Raw genomic sequence first — 20,258 nt, 5'->3', positions numbered from 1 at the left:
CCGCCCGCCCATGGGCCCGCCGCTCCGGCCGGCGCGCGGACCGTCAGGCCACGGCCTCCGCGTAGACCCGCGACCCGTCGGCCGGTCCGGTGTGCTCGGCGTCCGTCAGCAGCGCGACCAGCGTCTCCCGGGCGCGCGCGACACGGGAGCGCACGGTCCCGATGGGACAGCCCACCACCCCGGCCGCCGCCGCGTACGGCAGCCCCAGCAGCTGGGTGAGGACGAACGCCTCCCGCCGCTCCGGGGCCAGCGCCGCCAGCAGTTCGGCCAGCGCGACCCCCTCGTCGAACCCGGGCACCCCACGCGGCTGCACCCGTTCGGCGGCCGTCTGCCAGTCGTCCGTCGCCGCCAGCCGGGGCCGGGCCGCGAGGGACCGGACGCGGTCCGCCACCACCCGCCGGGCGATGGTCAGCAGCCAGGTCCGCGCCGAGGACCGGCCCTCGAACCGCGGCAGACTGCGCAGCGCCCGGACATAGGTGTCCTGCACCAGGTCGTCGGCCGCCTGCGGATCACCGCTCAGATGCGTCACATAGCGCCGCACATCGAGCTGGGTGGCCCGGACGAACTGTTCCACGGCCCGCTCGTCACCGGTCCGGGCGGCCAGCGCCCAGGCCGTCACCGCCTCGTCATCCCGCATCCCGCGACCGCCCCTCGCCGCACCGTGCGGCTTCGGGGAGGATGGACACATGCTCTGCTCGCGCATCCGTACGGCACTCTCCGCCCGCCTCGACGGCGAGGAACTGCCCCCCGGACTCACCGCCCGCCGGCTCGACGGCCATCTCGCCGGTTGCCAGGACTGCCGGCGGTGGCACGCGCAGGCACACGCCCTGACCACAGGCCTCCAGGCCACCGCGCCGCCCGAGGACGACCGGGCGGCCGCCGACGCGCTGCTCGCCCGGCTGCGGTCGGCCTCCGCACTGCCGGGTCCGGTCGCTCCCGGCACGGCGGACACCGGCGGCCAGCGGGCCGGCTGACCCGGCAGCGCGCGGGCGACCGCCCCCGTCGGCCGGTGCGGAATCGGATACGGGCAGCACTGCCACCGGTATCCGGACAGGATTCATCATCTGGAGTCCTTCGCATGATCCGGTCCCTGCGCTCCGGCGGGGACCGGTGAAGTCGGAGCCGGGACCCCGGGCGCTCGGCGCCCGTCCGTCCACCGGCTCGGGAATTCGACCGCGCTGTCAGACGACAGCCGGTTCCCGCGGAGGCCCCCGCAACGACCTCGTATGCGCCAGCAACAGGTGCCGTACCGCCTGCCGCGGCTCCTGCCGGGCGGTGCGCACGGCGGGCCGCGCCTCGGGCAGCACGATCCGCAGCACCAGCACCAGGGGCGCGAACAGCCAGGCCGACACGCTCCGTACGAGCCGGAAGGCGGCCCGCTCGCCACCCCACAGCCACCCGGCGCTGAGCAGGGCGACCAGCAGGTGGGCCGCGAGCATGCCGGTGGCGCTGCCGTGCATCCCCGGCATCTGAGCGGCGGAGGAGGCCATCCCTCCCATGTGGTCCATGCCCGGCATGTGGTCCCCGTGTCCCGTCGAGGGCATGGCCGCCATCTGCTGGTGCATCAGCCGCAGCAGTTCGGCGTGGTCCCGGCCGGTGGACTCCGCCCCTGGGGAGCCGCACAGCCAGCTGTCCGCCCACCGGCGCACGAGCGAGTGCCCGCCGTCACCGGAACCGGTGAACGCCTGGCCGAAGGAGAAGGCGGTGTGCAGGGCGGCCTGGGTGCCGACGGTCAGCAACCCCACCAGCAGCGGGCCCCGTTCACGGCCCGCACAGCACCAGGCACCGGCCGCGGTGGCCACCCCGGCGCCGAGCAGCATCCAGCCCGGTATCACGGCATCCGACATGGCCACGTGGCCCAGCGCAGCGAGCAGCACGCAGACCGCCGCGAACACCGCGGCACGCAGCCCCCTGAGAACCTGCCCCGCATCCATGACAGGGTCATCGTCGCACCCCGGCCGCACAGCGCGACGAGAGGGGCCCGACCTGCCGTTTCCCGTGCCGTCGGCGAGCCCTGGACGACGGTCCGGGCGGGCCCGGCCGTGCCCGCCCGCCGGACCGGCCGCCCGTACACAGCGGCGTCGCCCGCCCCGATGGCTCCGGGGCGGGCGACGGTGTGAAGCTGACCTGGCGTCAGGACATGTTCTCATCGGCGTCGAGGTACGCCTTGATCTTCCTGTCCAGCGCGTGGGCCTGCGCACGGACGCGCTTGGCCTCGGCGTGCTTGCCCGCCCGGTCCAGCCGGTCGGCCTTGGCCTTCAGCTTGGCGGACTGCTGACGCATCTCCTCGATGTTGACGTGGATGGCGCCCCCGGCCGCCACGCCGGTCCGGGCGGCGGTCGTGGTGGCGGCCTGCGCCGGCAGCGCCGCGCACAGCACGCCCCCGGCCACGGCCGCCGTCACGACGAGTGCGGAAAGACGTCGACGCATGAGATCCCCCTGGGGAATAATTGGGTCGTTACCGGGCGGTAGCGTACACGAAATGATCTTGCACTTCGTGTACCGAGGGTGAGCGCCCAGGGGCCCGCACGGGACGGACGCACACAGGCCGCCGAACTCCCCTGACACACGCCGGAGTTCGGGAACGACCAGGGCGGATACGCGAACGGGGCGTGGCCGGCGCCACGCCCCGTCGGTCTCCGCCGGGCCTACGGCCGGGGTCCGACGACCTCCGCACCGTCGCGGACGGTGATGGCCATGGCGGGGCAGACATCGGCGGCGTCCAGGGCGCGTTCGTCCTCCTCGATGCGGTCCTTCAATGGGCGGGCGTGCGCGCCGTCCACGACGAACAGGTCCGCGGCGATGGCGGCGCAGGACCCCGAGGCGATGCACTGCTGCGGATCGATCTCCACCTGCCAGGTCATCGGCTCACCACCCCACCGGCATGACCCGCGGCCCGCGCACCAGCATCTCGCTCTTCCAGTCCACGTCACCGGCCAGCCGCAGGTCAGGGAAGCGCGTGATCAGGGCGCCGATCGCCTCCTGCAGCTCCAGGCGGGCCAGTGGCGCGCCAAGACAGTGGTGGACGCCGTGGCCGAACCCGAGGTGCTGGTTCGCGGTCCGGGAGATGTCCAGCGTTCCCGGCGCGTCGAAGCGCAGCGCATCGCGGTTGGCGGCGCCCACCGCCACCAGGACCGGGGTCCCGGCCCGCACCAGCGTCCCGCCGACCTCGACGTCCTCCGTCGCATAGCGGGGCTGGCTCGCGCCACTGCCCAGCGGGACGAATCGCAGCAACTCCTCGACCGCGCCGCCGATCAGCTCCGGCCGCTCGCGCAGCAGGGCCAGCTGTCCCGGGTGGTCCAGCAGCGCCAGCACGAAGTTGGGGATCTGGGTGGCGGTGGTCTCGTGCCCGGCGACCAGAATCCCCACGCACAGGTCCACCAGCTCGAGTTCGGACAGCCGGTCGCCGACATCCCGGGCGTCGATCAGCGCCGTCATCAGATCGTCCCGCGGGGCGCTCCGGTGCTCATCGATCAACTGCCGCATATAGGCGCGCAGTTCCTCCATGTTGGCGTCGAACTCCGCCGCGGTCAGGGAACTCGTCGACAGGGCGGCGTCGCTCCACACCCGGAACCGCGGCCGGTCCTCGGCCGGCACCCCGAGCATCCGGCAGATCACGGCGACGGGAATGGGCAGGGCGTAGCGGTCCACCAGGTCGGCGGGCGGCCCGGCCGCCGCGAGTTCGTCCAGCAGCTCGTTCGCCAGCTGCTTGACCTGCGGCCGGAGCTTCTCGACCTGGCGAACGGTGAAGGCCTTGGCAACCAGCGTCCGCAGCCGGGTGTGATCGGGCGGGTCCATGCCCAGGATGCCGCTGTCCCGGCGCCCTTCGGATGCCCGGGGCTCGTCGTGCCGCGCCCCCTCGGCCCGGCTGAAGCGCGGATCACCGAGGACGAGCCGGGCCTCGGCGTACCGGGTCACGAGCCAGGCCGGCTCGCCGTAGGCCATCCGGACCCTCAGCAACCCCGGACGGTTGCGGGCGTGTTCGTACTCTTCGGCGAGCTCAAGGCTCTCGGGAACATTGAAGGGGTAGGAGAGGGGTGCTGTGTCGGCTGTGGTCAAGGCGACCTCCCTTGTGTAAGCACCTGCTTACATCACGGTAAGCCGCCCCCCGGAGGCGGTCAACGACGCATTGTGGCCGTCATCGTGACGGGCCAACGGAGAGGAGCGTGGCGATGGCGGAGACCCCGCGAGGCGGCACGGCGAACGCGTCCCGAAGGGATGCCCAGGGCACCCGGCTGCGGCTGCTCGACGCCGCATCGGAGCTGTTCGCCGAGCGCGGCTACGAACGGGCCACGGTGCGCGACATCGCGTCCCGGGCCGGGGCCAACCAGGCCCTGCTGTTCCGCTACTTCGGTTCGAAGAAGGCCCTGTTCGGCGAGGTCATGGCGCGGGGCGGCCACGAGCAGCTGCGCACCACCCCCGCCGAGCGGCTGTTCGAGGTCGCGCTGCGCGGCATGCTGGCCGAGGGCGGGGAGGGCGCCGACCGCGCGCTGGAGGTGTGCCTGCGTTCCATCGGCGGCAGCGACGAGATAGCGGAGGCGCTGCGGGGGCTGGGGGAGGAGTACGCGGAGGTTCTGGCCACCCTGTCCGAGTCCGACACCGGGGGTCTGCGCGCCGATCTGGCGCTGTCCTGGCTGCTGGGAATTGGCTTGATGCGAGTGGTCGTCGCCAAGGAGCCGCTCGCGAGCGCCGACCCCGACACGGTCTGCGCGCTCGTCGCGGGCGCCCTGGGCCACCTGCTGGAGAGCCTGCCGAAGGAGGGGGCGGCCGACGGGGGAAGCGAGGGGATTCCGGAGTGAACGGCCGGGGCGCGGGAGGGGGCGTTGCCCTGCGTGCTGCGTTCCAGTGACTCTGCGGCGGGTCGCAAGTCGGTGGACATATGCCCGCTTATCGTCGTCTTTGCAGGAAATATTCTTTTTCTGCAGAGTCGAGTGAAGGTGGAAACATGCTCCGTTCGATCCCTCGCGGCCTCGCAGTGGCCGGCCTGACCGCGGCTGCCCTGGTGGTGCCGACGGCAGCCGCGACCGCCGCGACCGCGCCCCCCAGCAGTTCCCAGGACGCCAAGTGCGCCTCGCACCGCTGCGAGAAGGGCCACCACGGCAACCTTCAGCACCACCGTGACCACGGCCGTATCGGCCACCGCAGCCACGACGGCTATGACGGCTTCGGCCGCGACCGCCGCGACCGCTTCGGCCGCGACAGCGGCTACGACCGTGACGGCTACGGGCGCGACGGCTACGGGCGCGACGGCTACCGCGACGGATACGACCGTGACCGCTACGGCGTGGGCAGGAACGGCCTGCTCAACCTCGGCCTGCTCGGCCTCCTCTAGTACCCGTCGGACAGCGCGCGGTGGGCCCGGGGTGACACTCCCGGGCCCCTCGCATGTCCGGGCGTACCGCGGAATCCTCGCGTCCGCCCGTTTCACCAGGAATAACGTGATGTCAGGAGTGCTGCGGCGGGCCGGAAACGGGCGTCAGTTTCATGATTCAACGTTTTTGGTAGTCATATAATCGTTGTCATCGGCCATGCCGGATGGCAGGATTGTGCTGTCACATCGTGAATGGGGGATTTGTGACACCGGGGGACGGGGGAAGGGTCCCTTCTGCGTAGCGCACCTGACCCGTGCGCCGACCAACAAGCCCGTGGGCTCCTCGCTTCGGCGAGCGCAATTGTCTTGCGCTGCCCATTTTCAACGGTTTGGATTCTGGTGATAGCGGAAGAAGTTTATGATCTCGTACTGGATGACCTCTTCATACGGCTTGATCAATTAGTTCCCGGCAGTTCAGTCTTCCTCAAACTGGAAGGCCTTAACCCTGCCGGCTCGGTAAAACTCAAAACGGCTGTCGCACTCGTCGAGGCGGCCGAGGAATCCGGGCGCTGCTTCCCGCGGACCCGACTGATCGAATCGACGTCGGGAAACCTCGGCGTCGCCCTGGCGATGGTGTGCGCGGCAAAGGGCTACCGGCTGACCTGCGTCACGGACCCCAACTCCACCGTCCAGTCGCGGCGACTGATGGAGGTGCTCGGCGCCGAAGTGGTGGTCATCGACGTCAGGGACGTCCACGGCGGCTATCTGCAGTCGCGCATCGACTACATCGGCGAGCGGCTGCGCCGTGACCCCGACCTGTTCTGGCTGAACCAGTACGCCAACCCGGCCGGGCCGCGGGCCCACCGGGACCGCACGGGCCGTGCGCTGCTCGAGGAGATCGGCCACATCGACTACGCCTTCATCGGGGCCGGCACGACGGGCACCCTGATGGGCTGCGCGGAGTACCTGCGCCGCCACAGCCCCGCCACCCGGATCATCGCGGTGGACGCCGAGGGCTCCGTGACCTTCGGCGGGCCCGCGGCCCGCCGCCACATTCCCGGCCTGGGGACGAGCCGGCGGCCGGAAATACTGGACACCACGCATATCGATGACGTCGTGCTCATTTCCGAGTCGGCGGCCGTGGAAATGTGCCGCACGCTGGCCGAGGAACGCGGCCTGCTACTGGGGGGTTCGTCCGGCACGGTGCTGTGTGCCGTGCAGGATGCCGCAAAAGATATCCCGGACGGAAGTGTCGTGGTGGCCCTTTCGCCCGACTTCGGTGACCGGTATCTGGACACCGTCTACAACGACGCCTGGGTGGCGGAGCGCTGGCCCCGGGCCGTCGGCAACAAGATATCTCAGGCACCGGCCTGAGTGGGGGGAATGAGTGATGTTCAATTTTGAGATCGTGGCCGGGGAAACGGTCCGTCACGTTCTGCACGGCAAACGGGAAGACGTGCTCGGTATTGTCAGCAGCGCCTATCGGGCGCACGAGGCCGGGGACTCCGTCAACCCCGACAGCTACTTCCTCCGCTTCCCGGAGAAGCCGGATTCCCGGATCATCGCGCTGCCGGCCTTCCTGGGCGCCGACGTCCAGCTCGCCGGCATCAAGTGGATCGCCAGCTTCCCGGGCAACACCCGCCGCGGGGCCCCGCGCGCCTCGGCCGTCCTGCTCCTGAACGACTACGAGACCGGCTACCCGATCGCCTGCCTCGAAGCCGCCAACATCAGCGCCGCGCGTACCGCCGCCTCCGCGGCCGTCGCCGCCACCGCGCTCCGCCCGGACGGCTACCCGGGGACCCGCATCGCCGTCGTGGGCGGCGGCGTCATCGCCCGCAACATCTGCGACTACCTGAACGTCGCGGGCTGCGCCCCGGACTCCTATCTCGTCCATGACCTCGACGAGGCGTCCGGACAGGCCCTGGCCGAGCATGTGCGCACCACCCAGAACCGCCCGGCGGCCTTCACCGCCGACCTCGACGACGCGCTGCAGGCCGACACCGTGGTGTTCGCCACGACCGCTCTCGCGCCGTACGTCAGCACCCCGTTCAAGCCCGGCCAGCTCGTCCTCAACATCTCGCTGCGCGACCTCACCCCCGAGGTCGTCCTGGGCGCGGACAACATCCTCGACGACGTCGAGCACTGTCTGAAGGCCCAGACCTCGCCCCACCTCGCCGAGCAGCTGTCCGGCTCCCGCGACTTCGTGACCGGAACCCTCGCCGGCGTGCTGAACGGGGACGTCACGCCCTCCTCGGACCGGCCGGTGATCTTCTCGCCGTTCGGGCTGGGCGTGCTCGACCTCGCCGTGGGGGCGTTCGTCCTGGGCGAGGCACGCAAGGACGGCACCACCATCGAGGTGCCCAACTTCTTCGGGGAGACGCGCCGGTGGTGAATCACAGACCCGTCTCCGTCGCGATCGTCGGCGCCGGATCGCGGGGGCTGGGCGTCTTCGAGCGCCTGGTCGCGCACTGCCTGGCGCAGCCCGCCCCGCTCACCGTCCACCTCGTCGACCCGCAGCCCCTCGGCGCCGGTTTCCACCTCTCCGACCAGCCCGACCATCTGCTGCTCAACACCGTCTGCGCACAGCTCTCGGCCTTCGCCGACGCGCAGATGGTGGACGGGCCGGTACCGATATCCGGTCCCTCGCTCCATGAGTGGTGCCGGCGCCGGGACCTGCGGCTGGCGGACGACGGCTACACCGTGCGGGCGGGCGAGGGGCGGGAGATCCAGCCGAACGACTTCCTGCCGCGCAGGCTGCTGAGCGACTACCTCACCTGGGCGGCCGGAGAGATCGCCGGCGCGGCGCCCGGGAACCTCACCCTGCGGCACCACCGCACGACGGCCGTCGACATCCGCCCCGGGGCGTCGGACACCGAGACGGTCGTCCTCGCCGACGGCACCCGGATCGAGGCCGACGCGGTGTTCGTGACCGTCGGCCACCACTCGCTCTACCTGCCCGGGGAACCGGCTCCCGACCCCCGGCTCGTCACCCGCCCCTATCCGTTACCCCAGGCGCTCGACAGCATCGGACCGGGGGAGCGGGTGGCCGTCCTAGGCATGGGGCTCACGGCGATGGACGTCATCGCCACCCTCACCCTCGGACGCGGCGGCAGACACACGGCCGACGCGCACGGGCTGCGCTATCTGCCCAGTGGGCGGGAGCCGTTGATCGTGCTCAGCAACCGCTCCGGGATGCCCTCGCGCAGCCGTCCGCGCCTCCACCCGGGCCGGACGCGCTTCGCCCCGCTGGCACTGACCACGGAGCACCTCGACGCGCTCCGCGCCCAACGGCCCGGCCGGCGGCTCGACTTCGCCGCCGACGTGCTGCCGCTGATCGAGGCGGAGATGGAACTCGCCTACTACCGCGTCCTGTGGGGCCGGGAGACGGGCCACGCCACCGACGCGGGGCTGGAGATGGCCCGGCGCTGCGCCCGCGTCGGCCACGCGGTCCTGCTCGACGAACTGCGCGCCCGGTTCGGCGGCAGCCCGGTGCCCGGAATGCTGTCCGCGAACCTCACGGACCGGCGGTGGGCGGAGTACGCCGACTACCGCGACTGGTTCACCGCGGAGGTCGCCGCCGACCTGGCCGAGGCCCGCGAGGGCCTCGGGGTGAGCCCGCTCAAGGAAGCCCTGGAGGTGCCGCGCGACCACCGTGACGTGCTGCGCGCGGTCATCGACCCGCCGGGCGTCGACGACGCGTCACTGGCCGCCTTCTTCGGGGAGTTCACCTCGGTGGTGAACCGGCTGGTGATCGGCCCGCAGCTGGACCGGTCGACGGAGCTGCTCTCGCTGATCGACGCGGGGATCGTCCGGCTCGGCCCCGGCCCCCAGCCGAAGGTCGTCGCACCGGCCGGGCAGGGGCCCTGGCGGCTCGAATCCACCTGTCTGGCCGAGCCGTTGCGGATCGAGGTCGACCACGTGGTGCGGGCGCATGTGGCCGAGCCCGCCGCGGACCGGGCGCCCGGGACGCTGCTCGGCACCCTCGCCGCCGCCGGCCGGGTCCGCACCCTCGCGCACCGCGGGGCGACGGTGCCCGGACTGGACGTCACCCGGGAGGGCCAGGGGATCGACCGTACGGGCACCCCGCAGCCCCGGCTGTTCTTCCTCGGGCCGCACACCGAGGGGTCCAGCTACTACAACCACTATGTGCCCTCACCCGGCGCGCCCTCCCGTGCGCTGCTGGACGCCGAACGTGCCCTGAGCACCGCCCTGCCGGAACTGATGACGAGGAAGCGATGAACAACAGCGAGACCTTCACCCCCTGGACCCAGGAGTACCGGCCCGAGACGCGCGCCGCGCAGGGCGACGGCTGGCGCTGCCCGACCACCGGCGCCGTGCCGCCGCCGATCAGTCTGGGCGCGACCTTCGCGCGTGACGGCGAGTACCGGGCGCCGGCCGGCCTGGCCTACCTGCGCGATCAGGGCACTCCGGGGTACGAGCAGGTCGAGCAGGTGGTGGCGGGCCTGGAGGGCGGCTCGGACGCGCTGGTCTTCTCGTCCGGCATGGCCGCCGCCACCGCCGTCTTCCAGGTCCTGCCGGCCGGTGCGCGGGTCGTGGTCCCGCAGACCATGTACTTCGGGCTCACCAAGTGGCTGCTGGAGTTCGGTCCGCAGCGCGGCCTGGAGGTCGTCCAGGCCCCCATGAACGACCTGGACGCGGTGGCGGCCGCCGTGGACGCCGCCCCGACCGCACTGGTGTGGGCGGAGTCCCCGGCGAACCCCACCTGGACGGTGACCGACATCGCCGGGTGCGCCGAGATCGCGCACCGCGCCGGTGCCCTGTTCGGCGTCGACAACACCGTTCCCACCCCGGTGCACTCCCGGCCGTTCGCGCTGGGCGCGGACCTGATCATGCATTCCGGCACCAAGTACCTCAACGGCCACACCGACGTCGTGGCCGGACTGCTCGTCAAGGCGTCCGGGAGCAGCGAGGCCCGGGACGCGGTCTGGGAGCGGCTGCGGCTGCACCGCCGGCTGACCGGCCCGATACTCGGCCCCATGGAGACCTACCTCCTGATGCGCGGCATACGGACGCTCTTCCCGCGGATGCGCCAGATCTCGGAGACCGCGATGGCCGTGGCGGAGCACTTCGCCGAGCACCCGCGCATCCGGCGGGTGGCCTACCCGGGGCTCGCCACCGACCCGGGGCACGAGGTCGCCGCGCGGCAGATGACGGGCGGCTTCTCCGGCATGCTCTCGCTGCACGTCGAGGGCGAGTGGCAGCAGTCCCTGCGGACCGCGAACCACTGCGAACTCTTCATCCGTGCCACCTCGTTGGGCGGTGTGGAGAGTCTGGTCGAACACCGCTACACCTTCGAAGGACCGGGTAGTACCTCGCCGAAGGACATGCTGCGGCTGTCCATAGGTCTGGAGAGCCCCGCAGACCTTGTCGCCGACCTCGAACAGGCCCTGGAAAAGGCCGTGAAGGAAGACCGTTGAGTTCCAAGACACCCACGCCCCACCCCGACGCCGCACCGCCGGGTTCCGCGCCACCGGAGCCCGCGGACGCGGCGGCCGGGTCCCCGGCACCCGGGCCGGGCACCCGGCCCGGGCTGTTCCGTGACGCCTCGCTGTCCGCGGTACTGGCGGGCTTCGTCGCCGTCGTCGTCTCCTACTCGGGCCCGCTCGTCATCGTGCTCGCGGCCGCGTCCGCCGGGCATCTGAACACCGCACAGACCAGCTCCTGGGTGTGGGCCATCTCCATCGGCAGCGGGCTCACCTGCATCGGGCTGAGCCTGCGCACCAAGATGCCGGTGATCACCGCATGGTCGACCCCGGGCGCGGCCCTGCTGGTCACCAGCCTCGGGGCGTACTCCTACGCGGAGGCCATCGGCGCGTTCATCGTCACCGGTCTCGTGATCACCCTGGTCGGCCTGACCGGGGTGTTCGGGTGGCTGATGCGGCAGGTGCCCACCGCCGTGGTCTCCGCGATGCTCGCCGGCATCCTCTTCTCCTTCGGCACCGGCGTGTTCACCTCCCTCAAGACCGCCCCGCTGATCGCCGGTTCGGTGCTGCTCGCCTACCTCCTGGCCAAGCGCTGGCTGCCCCGGTACGCCGTCCTGGTCGCCCTGGCGGCGGGCGTCGTGGCCAGCGCGGCCGGCTCCCGGCTGCACATCCAGCTGGACCGGATCGAGCTGGCCAAGCCGGTGCTGACGACCCCGGAGTTCTCGGTCGCCTCCCTCATCGGCATCGCGGTGCCGATGATCCTGGCGACGCTCGCCTCGCAGAACGCGCCGGGCATGGCCGTGCTCAGCGCGTCCGGCTACGAGCCCAAGGACCGCCTCCTGATCGGCTCCACGGGCCTGGTGTCCACGGTGCTGGCCCCGTTCGGCTCCCACGCCATCAACCTCGCGGCGATCACCGCCGCCATCTGCACCGGCCCCGAGTCGCACCGCGACCCGAAGCGTCGCTATGTGGCCGGAGTCTCCTGCGGAGCGTTCTACCTCCTCATCGGGGCCTTCGGCTCCACCCTGGTGGTCCTCTTCGCCGGCCTGCCCAAGGAACTGGTGGCGGCGGTCGCCGGAGTGGCCCTGCTCGGCGCGCTGGCCGGCGGCCTGACCGGCGCGGTGAAGGAGGAGAAGGACCGCGAGGCGGCCCTGATCACCTTCCTCGCCACCGCCTCCGGCGTCACCCTCTTCGGCATCGGATCGGCCTTCTGGGGACTGCTGTTCGGCGTCATCGCCCACTTCGTCCTGACCCGCGGACGCCGTACGACCACCGAACCCGCCAAGTAACCGATCTGGCCGGGACAGCCACGTGCCCGGGGCCCGCAGGGGCCGCCGGGCACCTCTGGGTCTACGGCGGCCCGTGCCGGTCGTGATCCACCGAGGGCCGGCCCCGCCCGGCCCCTGCTCAGCTCGACCCGGCCCCCGACCCGGCGCCGTCCTGCTTCAGCCTTGTCACCTTCCGGGGCAGTGGGCCCGTGCCGTCGGCCGGTGGGGGAGTGGCGGCGGGGGTGGAAGTGGCGGGTTTCAGGCCGTTGAGGATGGCCAGGCCCTGGCCGATGATGCCGGAGACGATCTCGTTGATTCCGTCGGTGCCGTTGAGGACGGTCAGCTGGGTGCCGGAGAGGCCCTCGGCGGCGGATTCGGCGAGGGCGGGGAGGTTTTCGACGGTGCGGTTGGCGGCGATCAGTTCCTGGTTGCCGTCCCGCAGCGAGCCCGCGAGGGCCATGTTGGCGTCGGCGCGCGCCTGGGCGACGGTGCGTTCGGTGTACGCGCGGGCGTCCGCCTCGTAGCGGACCTGGTCACGCTGTGCCTCCGCCAGGGTGCGCAGCCGGTACGCCTCGGCGTCCGCGGGGCGGCGTACCTCGGCCTCCAGCCGCTGGGCGGCGAGCGAGGCCTGCCGCTCGGCCAGCGCGGTCTGCTCCTCGATGACCTCCTGAGAGGCCCTGGCCTGGGAGAGCGGGCCGGCCTGTGCGGCGCGGGCGTTGGACTGCTCGGTCTCGGCGAGGAAACCGGCCCGCTTGATCGCGGTGTCCCGCTCGTACTCCGCCTTCAACGCGGCCGCCTGCTGCTCGCGTTCGGTCGCCTCCTGGTCGGCCTTGGCCTGCGCGATCCGGGCCGTGCTGGCCACCGCGGCGGCGTGCGGTGCGGCGAGATTGGTGATGTAGCCGGAGGTGTCGGCGATCTCCTGGATCTGCAGCGCGTCGACGACGATGCCGAGCTTCTCCATCTCGGAGTGGCTGCCGTCCTTGACCTCCTGGGCGACCCGGTCCCGCTCCCGGATGATCTGCTCGACGGTCAGTCCGCCGACGATCGAGCGCAGATGACCGGCGAAGATCCTGCCGACCAGCTCTTCCATGGTGGCCTGCTCGGAGAGGAACCGGCGCGCGGCGTTGGCGATGGACGTCTGGTCGTCCCCGACCTTGAAGACGGCGACCGCCCGGACACCGAGCCGGATGCCCTGCTGGGTGACGCAGTCCTCGGAGATCTCCGCCTCCCGCAGCGACAGCGACAGCACACTCGCCTTCTGTTTGACGGGCATGACCCAGCAGCCATGGCCGGTCACGATACGGAATTGGGCGTCCCCGGTCCGGCGCTTCGAGCCGGAGATCAACAGCGCCTCGTTCGGCGCCGGAACATGCCAGAACAACATCGAAGGCTCCTGGTCCGATGCGACCTGCCTCGGGGGTGGGGTGCGGGGGCGGCCGCGGGAAAAGGGAGTGCTCAGGTGACCGGACACGGTGCGCGGGACGGCCGGCCGGGGTCACGCGGGCAGTGGCGCGACGATCACCGATCGCGCCGAGGTGTGATCCACCACGATGACCTGCGTGTGCCGGGCGATGGGCTCGCGGGACCAGGCGGCGAAGGCCTCGGTGCCGCCGCGTACGGGCAGCAGCACCTCTCCCGGGCCGTCGGCCGGGATGGAGACGGTCACCCGCCCGATCACCCCGATCGGGCTGAAGTCCGTCTCATCCGTCGCGCTCACCCGGGCTCCGTCACTGGTCAAAGCCGCTGTCGGCGCAGCCGCCGGACAGCGGGAAATCCTCGACAACTCAACGGTACTCCGGCGCGGGTGCCGCTCGCGCCGGCCGGGGCGGCAGCCGCCGCGGACCCGGTTCAGGCGTCCAGGCGGGCGGGCCGGGCCGCCGGGACCACCGGCTTCCTCGGGGGCAGGACGTCGGGCGCGCGGTGCGGCCGCAGGGCCGTGAGGGCGATCTCCGTCTCCTCCATCAGCGCACGGTAGGAGACCAGGCGCTGCCACTCGGGATCGGCGACCCCGGGCACCGTGGCGGCGCGCTCGGTCCACTGCTTCACCAGCCCGGCGAACACCGGTGTCTGCCTGATGACCTCCGCGGTGATCCACCGTGGCATCTGCCCGGGGCGGGGGAGGGACGTCTGTCCGTGACCTGCGACGGTGCCGGAAGAGGGGACGCTCATGGCCGTAGAAACGATTCTTCGACGCTGGGGTCACTGCGTACTTTCGCAGCCGGCCGTACGTCCGCCCGGCAGACAGGGACGCCTCTCCATCGAATATCACCCTATGCAGTGATCTATAGCCGGGAACCAGTCCAATCCGGACGACGGGCCGTTGTCGCAGTCATGGAACCGAGGGAGTTGTGGGAGCGCCACGCGGTACTCGCACAGGCGTTTTGCAGCAGCGATGACGAGGTCCGCCGTACGCAGGGGCTCCTCGACGAGGCCGAGGCGCGCCGTTCGCGGACCCTCGCCGCCTTCGCCGTGACCGTGGGCAGCGACGCGGTGGTGGCGGACCTGCTCGGCCTGGACGAACGCGAAGTGCGGCTGGCCCGGAGGACGGTGGGCAAGGACGATGCCCGCGCGGTCGCCAAGAGCCTGCTCTCCCAGCCCGCTTCCGAGCAGCCCGCCGCCCCGCAGCCGGCCCCCGCGGAGCAGCCCGCGCCACAGCACCCCGTGCCCCCACCCCCGGCGCCGCAGCCCGCGCAGGAGGCGGCCCCGCAGCCGGCCGCCCCGGCTCCCGCGCCGCCCTCGCAGGCGGGCCCGGCGGCCGCGCCCCAGCCCACCGAACCGGCCTGGGCGCCGGCCCTCGACGCCGTCCTGATGAGCAGCTGGCACAGCGGAGTGGACCTCACCGCCCTGGCCCATGAACTCGGCCTCGACGTACGGCTCCTGGTGGCCCGCGCACAACAGCTGTCCGCCGAGAGCCGCACGGTGCACGCCCGCTCGTCGGACCGCACCGGACGGCACCGCCGGATGGCCAACCTCCCGCCCACGCCCCAGCCGGAGGCCTCCCCGCCGGTCTGGCGCGAGCGACCGCAGCAGTACCCACGGGAGCACTACGAGCAGGAGCCCTGGAAGCAGCAGCCGTACCAGAACTACGCCGGGCAGCAGGAGTACCAGGACTACCGGGGCTACGAGGAACAGCAGCAGTACCAGCCGCCGGGCCAGCCCATGTGGGACGCCAATGCCATCACCGCCGCCCAGCACGACTGGGACGGCATCCTCAGCCAGTGGGAGGCCTCCGCCGCGCCCCAACCGCCGCTCTCCGCACCCGGCCAGGGAGGGGCGGGCGGCTGAGGGGACGCCGACGGGCGCCGGGGCGGGCCCGGCCTGCCGGGTGGCTGCCGTGGCCGATGTGCCCCTGGGCGGACCGTGCGGCGTCGATTAGGGTGGGCGCCGAGCCGTGACTGGCGCTGGGGTGGAGTACCACCGGGGAGCGGCTCGGCCTCCATGGTCCGTGCCGCGCGCCTGGGCGATCCACCACGACGCTCAGGAGCAGCCCATGTCCCCCGAAGCCCGCCTCATGGACGGCCGCGCCCTCGCCCGCGACCTCGTCGGACAGGCCGCCCGGCGCGCGGCGGAACTCACCGGACGGACCGGCACGGCCCCGTGTCTGGCGACCGTACTCGTGGGCGACGACCCCGCCTCGGTGACCTATGTCCGGATGAAGCGCAACCGCTGCGCGCAGGCCGGAATCCTCTCCCGGCATGTCGCGCTGCCCGCCGCCACCACGACCGCGGAGCTGGTCGACACCCTCACCGCGCTGTCGCAGGACCCCGCCGTGCACGGCATCCTGCTCCAGCACCCGGCCGGGCCGCACATCGACGAGCGCGCCGCGTTCGAGGCGATCGCCCCGGAGAAGGACGTCGACGGGGTCACCGGCCACTCCTTCGCCGCGATGAGCTTCGGTCGGGACGGCTTCGCCTCCTGCACGCCCGGCGGCATCCTCCGGCTGCTGGATCACTACGACGTCGACCTCGCGGGCAGGCGGGCCGTCGTGGTCGGCCGCAGCGCGATCCTCGGCAGGCCGGTGGGGATGCTGCTGCTCGGCCGCGACGCCACCGTCACCTACTGCCACTCCCGCACCACCGATCTGGCGTCGGTGACCAGGGAGGCCGATGTTTTGATCGCCGCCGTCGGACGTCCCCGGTTCCTGGGTGCCGAGCACCTCAAGGCCGGGGCCGTGGTGGTGGACGCCGGCTCCAACCCGGGCAACGTCGGGGACGTGGACTTCGAGGCGGCACGCACCCGCGCCGCGCTGATCACCCCGGTTCCCGGCGGTGTCGGCCCGATGACCATCGCGACCCTGCTCACCCAGACCGTCGACGCCGCGGCCGCCCAGCTGACCGCGGGCTGACCGCGGCGCCCGGCGTCAGTTCAGCGTCCGCAGCATCGAGGCGTCGAACGGCACGAGGGCGTCGGTGCGGCCCTCGAAGATCTTGGCGGCCCACTCCGGGTCGCCGAGAAGCGCCCGCCCGATGGCGACGAGGTCGAACTCGTCCCGCTCCAGCCGGTCCAGCAGACCGTCGATACCGGCGACACCGGCCTGTTCGCCCTGGAACGTCCCGATGACCTCGTTGTCGAGACCGACCGAGCCGACGGTGAGGGTCGGCAGGCCGGAGAGCTTCTTGACCCAGCCCGCGAGGTTGAGGTCAGAGCCCTCGAATTCGGGCAGCCAGTAGCGGCGCGTCGAGCAGTGGAACGCGGTGGCACCGGCCTCCGTCAACGGGGCCACGATCGCCTGGAGTTCCTCCGGCGACTCGGCCAGGCGGGCCTGGTAGTGGTGCATCTTCCACTGGGACATCCGGAAGAGGATCGGGAAGTCCGGAGCGACCGCTGCCCGGCAGGCCGCGACGATCTCGGCGGCGAAGCGTGCGCGGGCGGCGGGGCTGCCGCCGTAGGCGTCGGTCCGCCGGTTGGTGCCCGACCACAGGAACTGGTCGATCAAGTAGCCGTGGGCGCCGTGCAGTTCGATCCCGTCGAAGCCGAGCCGCTCGGCGGCGGCCGCCGCCTCGGCGAACGCCGCGATGACGTCGTCGAGATCCCGCTGGGTCATGGCGTGCCCGGACGGGCTGTCGTCGAGGGCGATCCCGGACGGGCCGGACGGCGGGGCGTCGGGGAAGGGCGGGGCGCCCGCCTTCCGGGCCATGCCGACGTGCCACAGCTGCGGCATGATCGTCCCGCCCGCCGCGTGCACCGCGGCCACCACGCGGCCCCAGCCGTCGAGTGCGTCGGTGCCGTGGAAGCGGGGGACGGCGCCGCTGGTGCCGGCGGCGGGGTGCCGGACGTAGGTGCCCTCCGTGATGATCAGGCCGACGCCGCCGGCGGCCCGGCGCGCGTAGTAGTCCGCGACATCGGGGCCGGGGACACCGCCCGGCGAGAACTCGCGGGTCATCGGGGCCATGGCGATCCGGTTCGGCACGGTGAGGCTGCCGAGGGCGAAGGGGCGGGAGAGCGTACGGGCCGCTCGGGTGGCGGAGGCGTGGGCAGTCACGTGGAGGTCTCCTGGGCAGGGAACGCGGTCGCGGAACGCCGCCGGACGGCAGGCGTTCCGCTGTTCCGAACACCGCACGGCGGCGCCGTCATCCGCTGTCCGCTGTCTGCTGCGCCACATACGGCGCCCTCCGGCCGGAGATCAGGTGGTGGCCGGCTGGCCGTCGCGGGCGAGTTCGCGGCGCAGGCGCTGGAAGGGGCGGGGCCGGTTGAGGGCCAGGACGGCGGTGGTGCGCCCGTCGCGCTCGTACCGGGCGAGGAAGCTGCGGTCGTCGGGTGAGCCCTCGACGAGGTGCGGGGTGTCGGTGGGCAGCCGCCGGCCGGCGAACTGGATGCGCACGCCGTACTGGTCGGACCAGAAGTACGGCAGGCTGCGGTGGACCTCGACGGTGCGGCCGGCGAGCAGGTTCCGGACGGCCACCGCGGCCTGCTCGGTGGCGCCGGTCCAGTGTTCGGCGCGGACGCCGGCCGGCCTGGCGACATCGCCGGCCGCCACGATGTGCGGCTGGGGCGTGACCCCGCCCGCGTCGCAGCACACCCCGTCGTCGAGGGGGAGCCCGGAGCCTTCGAGCCAGGAGGTGTGGGGGCGCACCCCGATGCCGACGACGACCACGTCGGCGGGGAGCAGCCGGCCGTCGGTCAGCTCGACGCCGGTGACGCGGTGCCCCGCGCCGCCGTCGTGCAGACGGGCGACACCGGTGCCGGTGTGCAGGGTGACACCGTGGTCGGCGTGGAGGGCGGCGCAGATCCCGGCCATCGTGTCGCCGAGTTGGGGGACGAGGGGCAGCGGAGCGGCCTCCACCACGGTGACGTCATGGCCGAGGCGGGCGCAGGACGAGGCGACCTCGGCGCCGATGAAGCCGCCGCCGATCACCACGACCCTGACCGGTCCCCGGGTCAGCTCCGCGCGCAGTGCCCGGGCGTCCTCCAGGGTGCGCAGCGTGTGGGTGCCGGCGGGGGCCGGGCCGGGGAGGCGGCGTGGGGTGGCGCCGGTGGCGATGACCACACCGTCGGTGGTCAGGGACCGGCCGCCGTCGAGCAGCACCGCCCGTGCGCGGGTGTCGAGCCCGGTGGCCCGGGTGCCGAGCAGCCACTCGGCGTCCAGTTCGGCGGTCTCCTCGGCGTCGGCCAGGGCCAGTTGACCCTGGTCGGCGGTGGCGCCGGTGAGGAAGTCCTTGGACAGCGGCGGGCGGTCGTAGGGGCGGTGCGGTTCCTCCCCGACGATCACCAGCCGCCCGTCGTAGCCCTGGGCGCGCAGGGCCCGTGCGGCGTACAGGCCCGCCAGCGAGGCCCCGATGACGGCGACGGACTTCATGCGGCGGTGCCCTCCTCGGCGGCCGGGCGGTGGACGTAGATCATGCCGTCCTCGACGGTCACGGGGTGGGTGCGCACGGCCCGGCGGGCGGGCAGGCAGGTCGGCGCTCCGGTGCGGAGGTCGAAGGACGCGGCGTGCAGCGGGCATTCGACCAGACACCCCTCCACCCAGCCGTCGGCGAGCGAGGCGTCCTGGTGGGTGCAGGTGTCGTCGATGGCGTACAGCTGCCCGTCGGTGTGGAAGACGGCGATCGGAGGTGCGGTGTCGATGCGGACGGACTCACCGGTGGGCAGGTCGGCGAGCGGGCAGACAGGAATCACGGGACCCCCCTGATTGCTGATCGGCATCATCGAGTTTCACGGTGCGCACGATGGAGCGCTATGCGCAACAGAATCCAGCTGGGGAGCGGACGCGTCAAGCGGTCCCAGGAAATGCCGGCCCTTCAATTTCCGGCCCCGCCTTCCGTGTCCGGCAGGGCGGCCGCCCCCGTGTCCGGACGCGTCAGGGGTCCGTGGCGAAGAGCCGGCCCGTACCTCTTGACGGTGCCGATCCGGCGTCTCCACGATGTCTCTCATCGCGCAACCAGTCGTGCAGTGCGCAACACTGAGGGGTAGGGGCATGCCACACGAAGTCCATGCCGTCGTCGCGGCGAAACAAGGCGCACCCGTGGAGCTGCGAACGATCCTGGTGCCGGACCCCGGCCCGGGAGAGGTGCTCGTCGCCGTGCAGGCCTGCGGGGTCTGCCATACCGACCTGCACTACCGGGACGGCGCGATCAGCGAGGAGTTCCCGTTCCTCCTCGGCCATGAGGCGGCCGGGGTGATCGAGGCCGTCGGGCCCGGCGTCACCGGTCTCGCCCCGGGCGACTACGTCGTCCTCGCCTGGCGGGCACCCTGCGGCCGGTGCCGGTCCTGTCGCCGAGGCCGGCCCTGGTACTGCTTCGACTCCCGCAACGCCGCCCAGCCGATGACCCTCCAGGACGGCACGGCGCTGACGGCGGCCCTGGGCATCGGGGCCTTCGCCGAGAAGACCCTGGTCGCCGCCGGGCAGGCGGTCAAGGTGGACCCCAACGCCCGTCCCGAGGCGGCCGGGTTGATCGGCTGCGGGGTGATGGCCGGGTACGGCGCGGCGGTGCACACCGGCGGGGTCGGCAGCGGGGACACCGTCGCCGTCATCGGCTGCGGCGGGGTCGGCAACGCGGCGATCGCCGGAGCCTCGGCCGCCGGTGCGCGCCGGGTCATCGCGGTCGACCTCGACGACCGGAAGCTGGACGCCGCCACCCGCTTCGGCGCCACCGACACCGTCAACTCCCGTGGTACGGACCCCGTCGAGGCGGTCCGGGCGCTCACCGGCGGGCACGGCGCCGACGTGGTGATCGACGCGGTGGGCCGCCCCGAGACCTACCGCCAGGCGTTCTACATGCGCGACCTGGCGGGCAC

22 protein-coding genes and 1 riboswitch are annotated in these 20,258 nt (G+C 72.6%); of the genes, 11 read left to right on the top strand and 11 right to left on the bottom strand.

Going from position 1 to position 20,258, the window contains the following annotated elements:
* Positions 1–43: 43 nt before the first annotated feature.
* On the bottom strand, positions 44–637 hold the full coding sequence (locus ACWC9R_RS32335) for a sigma-70 family RNA polymerase sigma factor (protein WP_450736883.1): 594 nt from the start codon (positions 635–637) through the stop codon (positions 44–46).
* 49 nt (positions 638–686) lie between these two features.
* On the opposite strand from ACWC9R_RS32335, the gene ACWC9R_RS32330 reads away from it, so the two are divergent.
* Positions 687–974, top strand: a complete 288-nt coding sequence (locus ACWC9R_RS32330; RefSeq protein WP_450736881.1) for a zf-HC2 domain-containing protein — start codon at positions 687–689, stop codon at positions 972–974.
* A gap of 207 nt (positions 975–1,181) precedes the next feature.
* Here ACWC9R_RS32330 and ACWC9R_RS32325 read toward each other — a convergent pair whose 3' ends face one another.
* The 4 genes from ACWC9R_RS32325 to ACWC9R_RS32310 all read right to left on the bottom strand — a co-directional run bounded on the left by ACWC9R_RS32325 (position 1,182) and on the right by ACWC9R_RS32310 (position 4,059).
* Positions 1,182–1,934, bottom strand: a complete 753-nt coding sequence (locus ACWC9R_RS32325) for a PE-PGRS family protein (RefSeq protein ID WP_450736879.1) — start codon at positions 1,932–1,934, stop codon at positions 1,182–1,184.
* Between the two features lie 199 nt (positions 1,935–2,133).
* Positions 2,134–2,430: a hypothetical protein gene (locus tag ACWC9R_RS32320; protein WP_450736877.1), complete on the bottom strand. Its 297-nt coding sequence runs from the start codon at positions 2,428–2,430 to the stop codon at positions 2,134–2,136.
* Between the two features lie 218 nt (positions 2,431–2,648).
* Positions 2,649–2,864, bottom strand: coding sequence for a ferredoxin (locus tag ACWC9R_RS32315; RefSeq protein ID WP_362612711.1), 216 nt, complete (start codon positions 2,862–2,864; stop codon positions 2,649–2,651).
* A gap of 4 nt (positions 2,865–2,868) precedes the next feature.
* The gene (locus ACWC9R_RS32310; RefSeq protein WP_450736875.1) at positions 2,869–4,059 is read right to left on the bottom strand and encodes a cytochrome P450; all 1,191 of its coding nucleotides are present in this window, start codon (positions 4,057–4,059) and stop codon (positions 2,869–2,871) included.
* A gap of 113 nt (positions 4,060–4,172) precedes the next feature.
* Between ACWC9R_RS32310 and ACWC9R_RS32305 the strand changes: the two genes are divergently transcribed.
* The 7 genes from ACWC9R_RS32305 (at position 4,173) to ACWC9R_RS32275 (ending at position 12,044) form a co-directional block, all read left to right on the top strand.
* Entirely contained in the window at positions 4,173–4,799 is a 627-nt protein-coding gene (locus tag ACWC9R_RS32305) for a TetR/AcrR family transcriptional regulator (RefSeq protein WP_450736873.1), read from the top strand.
* A gap of 146 nt (positions 4,800–4,945) precedes the next feature.
* Positions 4,946–5,332 carry a hypothetical protein gene (locus tag ACWC9R_RS32300; RefSeq protein ID WP_450736871.1) on the top strand — a complete coding sequence of 129 codons (387 nt, stop codon included), beginning with the start codon at positions 4,946–4,948 and terminating at the stop codon, positions 5,330–5,332.
* Between the two features lie 378 nt (positions 5,333–5,710).
* Positions 5,711–6,685, top strand: a complete 975-nt coding sequence (gene sbnA / locus ACWC9R_RS32295; RefSeq protein WP_450736869.1) for a 2,3-diaminopropionate biosynthesis protein SbnA — start codon at positions 5,711–5,713, stop codon at positions 6,683–6,685.
* Between the two features lie 16 nt (positions 6,686–6,701).
* Positions 6,702–7,703: a 2,3-diaminopropionate biosynthesis protein SbnB gene (gene sbnB, locus ACWC9R_RS32290; RefSeq protein ID WP_450736867.1), complete on the top strand. Its 1,002-nt coding sequence runs from the start codon at positions 6,702–6,704 to the stop codon at positions 7,701–7,703.
* Positions 7,700–9,550 (top strand): FAD/NAD(P)-binding protein, encoded by a 1,851-nt coding sequence (locus tag ACWC9R_RS32285; protein WP_450736865.1) that lies wholly within the window; start codon positions 7,700–7,702, stop codon positions 9,548–9,550. Before sbnB ends, ACWC9R_RS32285 begins: the two co-directional genes overlap by 4 nt.
* A complete protein-coding gene (locus tag ACWC9R_RS32280) occupies positions 9,547–10,749 on the top strand; it encodes a trans-sulfuration enzyme family protein (RefSeq protein ID WP_450736863.1) in 1,203 nt (400 codons plus the stop codon). Before ACWC9R_RS32285 ends, ACWC9R_RS32280 begins: the two co-directional genes overlap by 4 nt.
* A complete protein-coding gene (locus ACWC9R_RS32275; RefSeq protein ID WP_450736861.1) occupies positions 10,746–12,044 on the top strand; it encodes a benzoate/H(+) symporter BenE family transporter in 1,299 nt (432 codons plus the stop codon). The genes ACWC9R_RS32280 and ACWC9R_RS32275 overlap by 4 nt, the downstream gene beginning before the upstream one ends.
* A gap of 118 nt (positions 12,045–12,162) precedes the next feature.
* Here the strand turns inward: ACWC9R_RS32275 and ACWC9R_RS32270 are convergent, their stop codons facing one another.
* The 3 genes from ACWC9R_RS32270 to ACWC9R_RS32260 form a co-directional block, all read right to left on the bottom strand.
* Complete coding sequence (locus tag ACWC9R_RS32270) at positions 12,163–13,407, bottom strand: SPFH domain-containing protein (RefSeq protein ID WP_450736859.1); 1,245 nt, start codon at positions 13,405–13,407, stop codon at positions 12,163–12,165.
* A 111-nt stretch (positions 13,408–13,518) separates the two neighbouring features.
* Complete coding sequence (locus ACWC9R_RS32265) at positions 13,519–13,740, bottom strand: hypothetical protein (RefSeq protein ID WP_327158515.1); 222 nt, start codon at positions 13,738–13,740, stop codon at positions 13,519–13,521.
* Between the two features lie 131 nt (positions 13,741–13,871).
* A complete protein-coding gene (locus ACWC9R_RS32260; protein WP_393358266.1) occupies positions 13,872–14,192 on the bottom strand; it encodes a hypothetical protein in 321 nt (106 codons plus the stop codon).
* Between the two features lie 162 nt (positions 14,193–14,354).
* Between ACWC9R_RS32260 and ACWC9R_RS32255 the strand changes: the two genes are divergently transcribed.
* On the top strand, positions 14,355–15,308 hold the full coding sequence (locus tag ACWC9R_RS32255) for a hypothetical protein (protein ID WP_450736857.1): 954 nt from the start codon (positions 14,355–14,357) through the stop codon (positions 15,306–15,308).
* 96 nt (positions 15,309–15,404) lie between these two features.
* Positions 15,405–15,492: riboswitch (ZMP/ZTP riboswitch) on the top strand.
* A 21-nt stretch (positions 15,493–15,513) separates the two neighbouring features.
* On the top strand, positions 15,514–16,368 hold the full coding sequence (locus ACWC9R_RS32250; protein WP_450736855.1) for a bifunctional 5,10-methylenetetrahydrofolate dehydrogenase/5,10-methenyltetrahydrofolate cyclohydrolase: 855 nt from the start codon (positions 15,514–15,516) through the stop codon (positions 16,366–16,368).
* A gap of 15 nt (positions 16,369–16,383) precedes the next feature.
* Here ACWC9R_RS32250 and ACWC9R_RS32245 read toward each other — a convergent pair whose 3' ends face one another.
* The 3 genes from ACWC9R_RS32245 to ACWC9R_RS32235 all read right to left on the bottom strand — a co-directional run bounded on the left by ACWC9R_RS32245 (position 16,384) and on the right by ACWC9R_RS32235 (position 19,139).
* Positions 16,384–17,505 carry an NADH:flavin oxidoreductase gene (locus tag ACWC9R_RS32245; RefSeq protein WP_450736853.1) on the bottom strand — a complete coding sequence of 374 codons (1,122 nt, stop codon included), beginning with the start codon at positions 17,503–17,505 and terminating at the stop codon, positions 16,384–16,386.
* Positions 17,506–17,646: 141 nt separating this feature from the next.
* The gene (locus ACWC9R_RS32240; RefSeq protein WP_450736851.1) at positions 17,647–18,819 is read right to left on the bottom strand and encodes an NAD(P)/FAD-dependent oxidoreductase; all 1,173 of its coding nucleotides are present in this window, start codon (positions 18,817–18,819) and stop codon (positions 17,647–17,649) included.
* The gene (locus tag ACWC9R_RS32235) at positions 18,816–19,139 is read right to left on the bottom strand and encodes a bifunctional 3-phenylpropionate/cinnamic acid dioxygenase ferredoxin subunit (protein WP_362612742.1); all 324 of its coding nucleotides are present in this window, start codon (positions 19,137–19,139) and stop codon (positions 18,816–18,818) included. Before ACWC9R_RS32235 ends, ACWC9R_RS32240 begins: the two co-directional genes overlap by 4 nt.
* 298 nt (positions 19,140–19,437) lie before the next feature.
* Here ACWC9R_RS32235 and ACWC9R_RS32230 point away from each other — a divergent pair.
* Positions 19,438–20,258: alcohol dehydrogenase catalytic domain-containing protein (locus ACWC9R_RS32230; protein WP_450736849.1), on the top strand; the 821-nt coding region annotated here is incomplete at its 3' end.

The sequence above is a fragment of the Streptomyces sp. NPDC001219 genome (assembly GCF_053597915.1).
This window is presented reverse-complemented; position numbering and strand designations above follow the sequence as displayed.